Below are 10587 nucleotides of genomic sequence, written 5' to 3' on the forward strand. Positions count from 1 at the left end.
AAAATGTGTCATAGAAATCATAGCACAAATATAGGGAAGTTTCCGGTGGCTAAAAATAATTTATTCTGTGAGTGCAAGATAGCTTTTACTTTGATTTTCCAGAAAGTTCATCAGTTTGAGTTCGTTGTTTTCTTTGAGTAAATCTGGAGTAAAACCATTATCAATAATATAGTAAATAAAGGGCTCCACGTGTTCTTCAGGAATTTGCAATAAATCTGAAAAGTAAGTTTTGGGGAAACGTTGATTTAATGCGACAAATGAAGCATCACCCCGTTGCATTTGTTCAATTGGGGATAATTTTTGAGAGTGATTCCGGTTTCTAAAAAGAGTTTCTCCTAGCAATCCCACAAAACCCAATAAATTAACAGTGCCAATGTTTTCTGTTGCCAATACGCTTGTTTTATCCAAAGCATTGTTTTTAACACCACTACTTTTGTCATCACTAAATTCAAATCCATACTCAAGATCAGTATAAGAAACATCAGAAAACACTAAAGGAGTTGCTGTTTTAATCCTGCTTACATCTACTACAATATTTCCGGTAAGGTCATGAGGCCTCACGATCACTTCATCGAGTTGCAATATGGCAGGATTTACATAGATTTTCATTTGTTTGGTCTCTAAAACTCCCTCATCTACGATCACGGTAAATTTTTGAAATTGAAGTGCGCTAAAGAGTACCCTATCATTTAATCCTACTTCAAGGCTAAATTCCCCTTTTGCATTTGTAATGGTTCCTTTTTGAGACGAAACATTATAGATGGAAATACCCTCCAGGTCTTCATCAATGGGCGCCGTGATCACACCGTTCACCAAAACCCTTTCGATTTGTTGCGAAAACATTATAGCCGGAAAAACCAACAGCAGTAAAATGAAAATTGTTCTCATATCTTAAAAATACAGCTTTATTTCAACTTTTGAATAAAAACAAATGTTAAATATCAATCGTCAAAAAAGTCGTAATTTTATACTTTATTTTTTGACTTAAATTATGAAAAACTGCATTATAGCCAGCACTTCCACTTTACACGGCGGTAAATATCTTGATTATTTGATTAACGAATTGAATCACTTTTTTAAAAACACATCAGAAATCATTTTCGTTCCTTATGCACAACCCGGCGGGATTTCGCTTGACAAATACACCCAAAAAGCTGCTGAAGCATTTTCCCAAATCGACAAAAAAGTGGTTGGGTTACACACTTTTTCCAACCCTTCAGAAGCACTGAAGAATGCCGGCGGGATTTTCACCGGTGGCGGAAACACTTTCAGGTTGGTGAATGAATTGTATAAAAACGATTTGATGGCCGCTTTACGCGAAAGCATACTCAGCGGCACGCCATATCTGGGCACCAGTGCCGGCAGTAACATCTGTGGATTGACCATGCAAACCACCAATGATATGCCCATTGTCTATCCACCCAGTTTTAAAACTTTGGGTATTTTACCATTTAATTTGAATCCGCATTACCTGGATCCTGAACCCAATTCCACCCATATGGGGGAAACACGTGAAACTCGCATCAGGGAATTTCACAGTATGAACACGATACCGGTAGTTGGGCTTCGTGAAGGCAGCTGGCTGGAGGTGAAGGGTTACAATATCATTTTAAAGGGAAAACTCAGGGCAATTGTTTTTAAACAGGGGGGACTTCCCTATGAGGTGAATCCAAATTCTGATTTTAAAACCCTGATTTAATGGACTATTCAAAAATATTAAATGACATAAAAGAAGAACTCTCTGACTTTCCAAATGACGGAAAAGTGGCCAGTTATATCCCAGAGCTTTCAAAAGTAGATGGTTCAAAATTTGGTGTTCATCTTTATTGCATTGACGGTTCACATCATTCTTTTGGAGATGCGCAAGAGCGCTTTTCCATTCAAAGTATTTCAAAGGTATTTACCCTTACCCTGGCGATGAGGATGTTGGGTGATGAACTTTGGGAACGCATGGATGTAGAACCCTCAGGCAATGCTTTTAACTCACTTTTTCAATTGGAGCGGGAAAACGGTATCCCCAGAAACCCCTTTATCAACTCAGGAGCTTTGGTGCTTTCAGATATTTTGATTTCAGAATATGATAAACCTAAAGATGAAATACTCAAATTTGTCAGGAAAATATCTAGTGTTGAAAGCATTGATTTTGATGAAAAAGTTGCAAGTTCTGAAAAGCAACATGGCCACCGCAACGCCGCATTGGTCAACCTGATGAAATCTTTTGGAAATATCCGGAACAATGTTTATGAAGTATTGGATGTCTATTTTTATCAGTGTTCTATAGCTATGAGTTGTCAGGAACTGGCAAATGCTTTTATGGTGTATGCCAATGAGGGGCAATTGTTGCATTCAGGAGAGGAAATTTTACCTCCCATAAAAGTACAGCGTATCAATGCTTTGATGCAAACCTGTGGCTTTTATGATGAAGCCGGCGAATTTGCCTTCAGGGTGGGTCTTCCCGGAAAAAGTGGCGTGGGTGGCGGAATCGTTGCCATTCATCCCGAAAAATACAGTGCAGCTGTTTGGAGCCCAAAATTGAATGAGAGGGGCAATTCACTTTTGGGAATGGAAACACTGGAGCGCTTAACTACAAAAACAGGACTTTCCATATTTTAAACGGCAATTTAGAAATGCTAAAATTCACTCCAATAATTAAGCAAATCGGTCCCAAAGAAACTATTGAAGTGCGTCATCCGGTTTTAAGGCAGGGAAGGCCTAGGGAGGATTGTTATTTTACCGGTGATGATTTGGAAACAACTGTTCATTTAGGAATTTATGACAATGGCAAGCTTGCAGGGGTTGCTACCTATTTAGAAAATAATTTTCCTGATTTAGAAGGAGCACACTTGCAATTGAGAGGCATGGCTGTTCTTGATCAATTTAAAGGAAAAGGGTATGGCAAACAATTGTTAAAAGCAGGGGAAGAACTCGCACATCAAAAACAAAAAAAATATCTTTGGTGTAATGCACGCATTCTTGCCAAACCATTTTATGAGAAACAAGGCTATAAAACTTTTGGGAATTCTTTTGAAATCCCAATAGTTGGCACCCACTTTGTTATGTATAAGGAAACAGTTAAAGACGCCATTAATGTTAAAAAAACTACTCTATCTATTTTTTCTCTCATTTGTACTTATTTCTTGTAAAGATAAAGTTGAGGTAGTACCGGAGGTCACTATTGAAGAATCAGACATGGATTCCCTCAATAAAATAAAAACAGTTTCTATAGACACGCTATCACTTCAGTCTATTAGCGACTCACTTATTCAATCATTTTACAGGAACAATCAATTAAAAACCTTTTGGGTATCTGATCAGTCAAGGGGAGCGCTTGTCAATGAATTATTAAACGTTGAAAAAGAAGGGCTTTTTGCAAAACATTTTGACCTGGATAGTATTCAAAAAAAAGAAATCAACCTTGAAAACTTATCTGATAAAGAGTTGATCTCCTATGATTTTTTGCTTACTGAAAACCTTCTGCGTTACATTTATAATGTAAGTAAAGGACGTATTAACCCTAAAGAAGTTTATAATGATTATGAATTAATAGCTGATACATTTGATTTTAAAACCACACTGCTGAAGTTTCAGGAAGAAGATTTTGACAAGATTATCAATGATTTAAAACCTCAACATATAGTATATAAAAGATTAAAATCAGCACTAAAACTCATAAATGAGTTTCCAAGTGAGCACTTTCCTAAAATTGAAATTGCCGGCAAGCTGGAAATAAATGACACAACAGATGCTGTCATTGCCGTAAAGGAAAGATTGATATTCTGGAAAGATTTAAAACCCCGTGACAGTATAACCCCGGTTTTTGATGAAGAAACAGAACTGGCAATCATGAGATTTCAAATACGTCATGGCCTTGCCCCGGACGGTGTTGTGGGGATGGGAACCCAACAGGCTTTAAATATGACCGTATACGAGCGCAAAATGCAAGTAATCGCCAATATGGAACGATGGCGATGGTATCCCCGTGATATGGGTGAGGAATATGCCATCATTAACATACCCGACTACAGTTTGCATATTGTGAAAAATAAAGACACTCTGAGAACCCATAGAGTTATTGTTGGTAAACCCAGCAGAAGGACTCCTGTACTTTCATCAACCTTAACCCATTTGGTGTTTAATCCCACCTGGACCATACCACCAACAATCAAGAAAAATGATATCGTACCTTCCGTTAGACGTGACCGAAATTATCTTACTGAAAAAAACATGACTGTTTATGACAAAGAAGGAAAAGTTGTAAGCCCTTCTGACTGGAATGAAAAGGATGCATTAGGATACAGATATGTACAGAGTCCCGGCACATACAATTCTTTGGGCTTGGTCAAGTTTATGTTTCCCAACAGATTTATGGTTTATTTGCACGATACCAACTCCCGAAGTTTTTTTGACCGGGCGAATCGCTCATTGAGTTCGGGTTGTGTGCGGGTTCAGGAACCTTTTGAACTGGCAGCCTACCTGCTTAATGATACTAACAAATGGAGTTTGGAAGAAATTTTGAAACTGGTCAAAACCAATAAAACTACCGAAGCGAGAATGAAAAGAGATGTTCAAGTGCATTTACTTTATTGGACCGCCTGGAGTGAAAACGGAACACTTCAGTTCAGAGATGATTTTTATGAAAAAGACTTTGAACTCTATCATTTATTAAGAGACTAGCTGTGATTTTGAAATATAGTCCTTTGATGGATAATAAATAAATAAACAGGATTTTTCTTTAATCAGGTCAATAATCATTTTGGACTCTTCCTGTTTTAACGCAGGACATCCAAGGCTTCTTCCCAATCTTCCCTGGTTTTGAATAAAACTTTCAGAAACATAATCGGCCCCGTGTATAACTATCGCACGGGCTCTTGCCTTGTCATTGATGCCTTTTTCAAGTCCATCCAGTCTAAGTGAATAGCCGTGTTTTCCGAAGTAAGTTTCAGCAGTGGTATAAAACCCCAAACTGCTTTGAAAGGATTCCGGAATGTTTGAAAAACTTTTGGCATATTCGTTACCACTGTTTCTGCCGTGAGCTACATAAGTTTGATGAATTATTTCGTTGAGTGATAAGTCAATGATCCAAAGTCTTTTCTCATTGGCTGACATACTAAAGTCGATTACCGTAAGCAATTGTTTTTCAAATGTATCATCTTCACTTAACAGGTAATATCCTTCTATAGCTTGGGTGAAGCTTTCTTTTGATGGCAAGTTAAATGAGTTTGTAGTTAAGGACTGATAAACATCTTCTATTTTCGAGGTCTCGATTAAATTTTCGGTTAAAGGAAAATTCATCGTTGTGGCGGGGAAATTTGTTGAATGAGATACAAATCCAAACAACAAAATGGGGAAAAATCTTAAAAGCATTGTAGGTTAATGGGGATTAATTTTTCCAAAAATAAAAAAATAAATGAATTAAAACCAAAAATGTATCATAAAATACTGTTATTCAGCATATTTTTTCTTTTAAGTGTTAAATTTACTTATCACATAAAATACTTTTACCTTTGCAGGAACATTTTCGCTAAATGAATAAGAAAGTCCTTTTAATGATTTTAGATGGCTGGGGAATTACACAAAACCCCGAGGTTTCGGCCATTGCACAAGCAAACACTCCATTTATCGATTCGCTTTTCAAAAAATACCCCAATGCACAATTGCGCACAGACGGGTTGAATGTGGGTTTACCCGACGGACAAATGGGCAACAGCGAGGTGGGGCACATCAATCTGGGAGCCGGAAGAATCATTTATCAGGAGCTGGCAAAAATCAATCTGGCAGTTCAAAACAACACATTAAAAAAAGAAACCGCTTTAAAAAATGCTTTCGCTTACGCGAAAAACAATAACAAAAACATTCATTTTATTGGTCTGGTTTCAGACGGCGGCGTGCATTCCCATATCAACCATTTGAAAGGGCTTTTAGATGCTGCAAATCAGGCAAAGGTAAATAATGTATTTGTCCACGCCTTTACCGACGGCCGCGATGTGGACCCCCATTCCGGAATAAGGTTTATTGATGAGTTGCAGCAACATCTTAAAATCACCGGAGGTAAACTAGCCTCTGTGATTGGACGCTACTTTTCAATGGACAGGGACAAACGATGGGAGCGCACCAAACTGGCCTATGATTTACTCGTTAACGGAATCGGGACACCTTCTACTGATGTTCTGCAAAGCATGCGTGAAAGTTATGACAGCGGCATTAGCGATGAGTTTATTAAACCTATAGTTTTAAGTGAAAACAACAAACCTATAACCACCATCCAAGCTGATGATGTGGTGATTTTTTTCAATTTTAGAACAGACCGGGGAAGACAACTCACAGAAGTACTTACCCAAACCCATTTTCACGAATACTATATGGCTCCGTTGCCATTGCATTTTGTAACGATGACCAATTATGACGATACTTTTAAAAACATCCGCGTCATTTACAACAAAGAAAACATTACTGAAACTTTGGGCGAAGTGCTTTCAAGAGCCGGGAAAAAGCAAATACGAATTGCTGAAACTGAAAAATATCCACACGTTACTTTTTTCTTTTCTGGAGGAAGGGAAATACCCTTTGAAGGCGAAAGACGTTTACTCTGTCCCTCGCCTATGGTGTCCACATACGATTTAAAACCCGAAATGAGTGCTTATGAGATCAGGGATAACATCATTCCCGAAATTGAACAACAATCGGCTGATTTTATTTGTTTGAATTTTGCGAACCCTGATATGGTGGGTCATACCGGGGTTTTTGAAGCAGCAGTTTTAGCCTGTGAAACGGTGGACATTTGCACAAAAAGCATTGTTGAAAAGGCATTGCAAAACCACTATGCAACAATAGTCATTGCCGATCATGGCAATAGTGAAACAATGATAAACCCTGATGGTTCTCCAAACACGGCACATACAACAAATCCGGTTCCAATTATTGTTGTAGACCCTGATATTAAATCGGTTGAAAATGGTATTTTAGCAAATATTGCACCCACTGTTTTAAAACTAATGGGTATCGATAAACCCGAAATTATGAATGAAAAATCACTAATTTAATTTTGAAAAAAAATGAAAAAGACATTTTTAACCCTGCTCCTAGTGACTTTTATTTTCTCCTGCGGAAATAAGGAAAAAGAATCAACATCTGAAGAAATTCAAGAAGAAGTGATTGATTTAGAAGAAATTCACCCCAATGACTTGCCAATTCTATTAGGCAAACAGGAAATTTCTACAATAAAAAGTGCACCATATTCCAACTGGTTTATGGAAAATTATAATTACAGTCCGGATCAGGAGAAACTTGAAGCGCTTAAAGCAGCTTTAGACGGAAAAACCATCACTATTTTTATGGGAACCTGGTGTAGCGACAGCAGGACACAGGTCCCTGCCTTGTTAAATGTTCTTGATGCAATAAATTATGATATTTCAAAAATCACTTTAATAACAATGTCTGAAGATAAAGACACCCCGGAAGGTTTTGAAGATGGAAAGAATATTGAATATGTGCCCACTATCATCGTTTACAGCAACAATGATGAAATGGGAAGAATTGTTGAATATCCCATCGAAAGTCTGGAGTCTGATTTATTAAAAATAGCAACCGGTCAGGAATATACGCCAGCTTACTCAGGGTAAAAAAATCATTCCATGCAGCACAAGTCGTTAACAATAGCAATCGATTTTGACGGAACACTCGTTGAAAATGCCTATCCAAAAATAGGACGACCGGTCATTTTTGCTTTTGACACACTGAAAATATTGCAAAGTGAAGGCCATCGGCTTATTTTGTGGTCCTTTCGTCACGGAAGTGAACTTGATGATGCTGTTGAATTTTGCAAACAACAGGGCATTACTTTCTATGCTGTGAATAAAAGTTTTCCCGAAGAAGAATTTGACGGTACCCAAAGTAGAAAAATACTGGCAGACGTCTATATTGACGACAGAAATATTGGTGGCCTCTATGAATGGGGAGAAATCTACCGAATGCTCATCAAAAATGACCCCGAATCAAAAAAGCTAAAGAAAAAGAAAGGCTTGTTCTCCATTTTTAAAAAATAAAAAATGATAATACCTAAATCCAAAGAAGAAATTGAGTTGATGCGTCAAAGCGCGCTGGTTGTTTCCCGAACGCTTGGAATGATAGCCTCCGAACTAAAACCAGGTATAAAATTGAGTTATTTGGATACTTTGGCAGAAGCTTACATAAGAGAAGAAGAAAACGCCCTGCCCGGATTTAAAGGTTTGTATGACTGCCCCTCTACCCTCTTAATCAGTGCAAACGACCAGGTGGTGCACGGGCTTCCCACCGATATGGAAATTAGGGAAGGCGACATCCTTTCTATTGACTGTGGTGCCATTAAAAATGGTTTTTACGGCGACCATGCCTATACTTTTACTGTAGATGAAGTGAGACCCGATGTGGCCAAGTTACTCGAAGTCACCAAAGAGTCTCTTTACAGGGGAATCAGGGAGTTTAAATCCGGTAACCGTGTAGGCGATATTGGTTATGCCATTCAGAATTACTGCGAAAGCTTTGGATATGGTGTGGTAAGGGAGCTGGTGGGTCACGGACTTGGAAAAAAACTACATGAAGACCCTGAAATTCCCAATTACGGAAAACGAGGCAGGGGAAAGAAATTTATTGAAGGCATGACCATCGCCATTGAGCCAATGATCAATCTGGGAACTCACAAGGTAAAACAACTGAAGGACGGCTGGACCATAGTAACAGATGACGGCCGACCGAGTGCCCATTTTGAACACAATATAGCCTTGGTTGACGGCAAACCCGAATTGCTTTCTACATTTGGATACATCTATAAAGTGCTGGGCATTGAAAGCGATGAGGAAAATGAGTTCAGGCAAGCTGCTTTGGTGCTTTAAGCCCCCTCCATACCTCCCCCGTAAGGGGAGGCTTTTAGTATAGATTTAAATAATGAAATCAATCTTCAAATTTTTCCTCAATAAAATACCCAGACAGACGCTCATCAGATTGAGCTATGTCTTTCGTCCGGTTTTAGCACTTTGGTATCGGGGAACTCAATTTGAAGACCCCATTGACGGGAAACCCTATCGCAGCTTTTTGCCTTACGGCTATGAAAACCAACGGGAAAATGTACTTGCACCGGGAACACTTTCGCTCGAGCGGCACCGCTTGCTTTGGTTGTATTTAAAAAATGAAACTTCCTTTTTCACCGACCAATTAAAAGTACTGCACTTTGCCCCCGAACAGGCATTTTACAAACGCTTCAGAAATTTAAAAAATTTGGACTACACCACGACTGACCTCAACTCACCCCTCGCTGATGTAAAAGCCGACATTTGCAATCTGCCTTTTGAAGATAACAGCTTTGATTTTATATTGTGCAATCACGTGCTTGAGCACATTCCCGATGACACAAAAGCGATGCAGGAATTATACAGAATATTAAAACCGGGTGGCACAGGTATTTTTCAAATACCACAAGACTTGTCAAGAGAAACTACTTTTGAAGACAACAGCATTACAGACCCCAAAGAACGGACAAAGATTTTTGGACAGTATGATCACGTGAGGGTTTATGGAAGGGATTATTTTGATAAACTAAGAAGTGTGGGGTTCAAAGTGGAAGAGGTTGATTATACTTCCCACTTTATTGATGCGGAAATTCAACGCTACCGGCTTTCGAAAGGGGAAATTATTCCGGTCTGTAACAAATAATTAATCCACAACAACATCCTGAAACCCATCAGTTAACCATTCCTGAAGGTTTCCCTCTTTATCAGCATAAATGATGTAAGCATCAATATCTGTATGTTCTTCTAAAAAGGCTTGTGATTCTTCAAGTTCCATCACCATAAAAGCGGTGGCATAGCCATCAGCGAGCATACAGTTTTCAGCAAGCACAGAAACACTTAACACATTGCTTTGTTTAGGCCAACCGGTTTTGGGATTTATGGTATGCACATATTTTGCCCTGGTGACGGGGTCAATTCGGGTTTTTCGGTAATTGCCTGAAGTGGCCATGGCGCGGTCTTTAAGCTGTATTTTTTTGATTAATTCACGTTTTTCAAGCTGGGTAGGGTCATCAATAGCAACAATCCAGTAGTTTCCGGTTTTGTTGTTTATTCCTTTTCCAAGAAGTTCACCTCCCACTTCGATAAGGTAATTTTCAACTTCGTTATCCTCCAAAACTTTACCTAATAAATCAATAGCATAGCCTTTAGCTATGGCGTTGAAGTCAATATAAGTTCTTGGGTCTTGTTTTAGTACCTGTTTGTTTGAAGTAAGCATTAGCTTCTCAAACCCTACAAACTGCAAGATACTGTCAATCTGAGTGCTTTCTATGCCCTTCAAAGCGGCATCGGGCCCAAAGCCATACACATTGACCAAAGGTCCAACAGTGGGGTCAAAATAGCCGTTTGTGGCGAGCCAGAGTTCTTTGGAAGTTTTAAAAACCTCGATAAAGTATTCATTTACCACAACAGTGGTATCTCCTCTATTGATTCTGGAAATATCTGAATCTGGTATATAAGTTGACATCGATTGATTCACGACATCAAATATTTTTTTTAACTGCTCGTGATAGTCTGTTCTACTTTCATACTGAATATTGTATGTGGT

The 10587-nt window shown here is 38.6% G+C and carries 12 protein-coding genes; 9 read left to right on the plus strand and 3 right to left on the minus strand.

The window, feature by feature from the left end:
• Nucleotides 1-60: 60 nt before the first annotated feature.
• Entirely contained in the window at nucleotides 61-888 is an 828-nt protein-coding gene (locus AC6F75_RS05370; protein WP_500713923.1) for a BamP family beta-assembly machinery protein, read from the minus strand.
• A gap of 103 nt (nucleotides 889-991) precedes the next feature.
• Here AC6F75_RS05370 and pepE point away from each other — a divergent pair, with 103 nt between their 5' ends.
• From pepE to AC6F75_RS05390, 4 genes are all read left to right on the plus strand, one after another.
• Nucleotides 992-1699 (plus strand): dipeptidase PepE, encoded by a 708-nt coding sequence (gene pepE / locus AC6F75_RS05375; RefSeq protein ID WP_500713924.1) that lies wholly within the window; start codon nucleotides 992-994, stop codon nucleotides 1697-1699.
• A complete protein-coding gene (locus AC6F75_RS05380) occupies nucleotides 1699-2613 on the plus strand; it encodes a glutaminase (RefSeq protein WP_500713925.1) in 915 nt (304 codons plus the stop codon). Before pepE ends, AC6F75_RS05380 begins: the two co-directional genes overlap by 1 nt.
• 131 nt (nucleotides 2614-2744) lie before the next feature.
• Complete coding sequence (locus AC6F75_RS05385) at nucleotides 2745-3143, plus strand: GNAT family N-acetyltransferase (protein WP_500713926.1); 399 nt, start codon at nucleotides 2745-2747, stop codon at nucleotides 3141-3143.
• Nucleotides 3088-4674, plus strand: coding sequence for a L,D-transpeptidase scaffold domain-containing protein (locus AC6F75_RS05390; protein ID WP_500713927.1), 1587 nt, complete (start codon nucleotides 3088-3090; stop codon nucleotides 4672-4674). Before AC6F75_RS05385 ends, AC6F75_RS05390 begins: the two co-directional genes overlap by 56 nt.
• Here the strand turns inward: AC6F75_RS05390 and AC6F75_RS05395 are convergent.
• Nucleotides 4663-5292, minus strand: a complete 630-nt coding sequence (locus AC6F75_RS05395) for a murein L,D-transpeptidase catalytic domain-containing protein (protein WP_500713928.1) — start codon at nucleotides 5290-5292, stop codon at nucleotides 4663-4665. The two genes, AC6F75_RS05390 and AC6F75_RS05395, sit on opposite strands and share 12 nt — an antisense overlap.
• Before the next feature lie 233 nt (nucleotides 5293-5525).
• On the opposite strand from AC6F75_RS05395, the gene gpmI reads away from it, so the two are divergent.
• The 5 genes from gpmI to AC6F75_RS05420 are packed head-to-tail and all read left to right on the plus strand — an operon-like array spanning nucleotide 5526 to nucleotide 9684.
• Nucleotides 5526-7040, plus strand: coding sequence for a 2,3-bisphosphoglycerate-independent phosphoglycerate mutase (gene gpmI, locus AC6F75_RS05400; protein ID WP_500713929.1), 1515 nt, complete (start codon nucleotides 5526-5528; stop codon nucleotides 7038-7040).
• Nucleotides 7041-7052: 12 nt separating this feature from the next.
• The gene (locus AC6F75_RS05405; protein ID WP_500713930.1) at nucleotides 7053-7619 is read left to right on the plus strand and encodes a thioredoxin domain-containing protein; all 567 of its coding nucleotides are present in this window, start codon (nucleotides 7053-7055) and stop codon (nucleotides 7617-7619) included.
• 12 nt (nucleotides 7620-7631) lie between these two features.
• A complete protein-coding gene (locus AC6F75_RS05410; protein ID WP_500713931.1) occupies nucleotides 7632-8042 on the plus strand; it encodes a BT0820 family HAD-type phosphatase in 411 nt (136 codons plus the stop codon).
• Nucleotides 8043-8045: 3 nt separating this feature from the next.
• Complete coding sequence (gene map / locus AC6F75_RS05415; protein WP_500713932.1) at nucleotides 8046-8867, plus strand: type I methionyl aminopeptidase; 822 nt, start codon at nucleotides 8046-8048, stop codon at nucleotides 8865-8867.
• Between the two features lie 52 nt (nucleotides 8868-8919).
• A complete protein-coding gene (locus AC6F75_RS05420) occupies nucleotides 8920-9684 on the plus strand; it encodes a methyltransferase domain-containing protein (RefSeq protein WP_500713933.1) in 765 nt (254 codons plus the stop codon).
• Here AC6F75_RS05420 and AC6F75_RS05425 read toward each other — a convergent pair.
• On the minus strand, nucleotides 9685-10587 hold a 903-nt coding region (locus tag AC6F75_RS05425; RefSeq protein ID WP_500713934.1), incomplete at its 5' end, for an FAD:protein FMN transferase. It abuts the gene before it with no gap.

It is taken from the genome of Planktosalinus sp., assembly GCF_059864935.1.

Bases quoted from the DNA above. Each gene is read 5' to 3' on its own strand.
- AC6F75_RS05370 (WP_500713923.1), bottom strand. From the start codon at position 888: ATGAGAACAATTTTCATTTTACTGCTGTTGGTTTTTCCGGCTATAATG.
- pepE (WP_500713924.1), top strand. From the start codon at position 992: ATGAAAAACTGCATTATAGCCAGCACTTCCACTTTACACGGCGGTAAA.
- AC6F75_RS05380 (WP_500713925.1), top strand. From the start codon at position 1,699: ATGGACTATTCAAAAATATTAAATGACATAAAAGAAGAACTCTCTGAC.
- AC6F75_RS05390 (WP_500713927.1), top strand. From the start codon at position 3,088: ATGTTAAAAAAACTACTCTATCTATTTTTTCTCTCATTTGTACTTATT.
- AC6F75_RS05395 (WP_500713928.1), bottom strand. From the start codon at position 5,292: ATGAATTTTCCTTTAACCGAAAATTTAATCGAGACCTCGAAAATAGAA.
- gpmI (WP_500713929.1), top strand. From the start codon at position 5,526: ATGAATAAGAAAGTCCTTTTAATGATTTTAGATGGCTGGGGAATTACA.
- AC6F75_RS05405 (WP_500713930.1), top strand. From the start codon at position 7,053: ATGAAAAAGACATTTTTAACCCTGCTCCTAGTGACTTTTATTTTCTCC.
- AC6F75_RS05410 (WP_500713931.1), top strand. From the start codon at position 7,632: ATGCAGCACAAGTCGTTAACAATAGCAATCGATTTTGACGGAACACTC.
- map (WP_500713932.1), top strand. From the start codon at position 8,046: ATGATAATACCTAAATCCAAAGAAGAAATTGAGTTGATGCGTCAAAGC.
- AC6F75_RS05420 (WP_500713933.1), top strand. From the start codon at position 8,920: ATGAAATCAATCTTCAAATTTTTCCTCAATAAAATACCCAGACAGACG.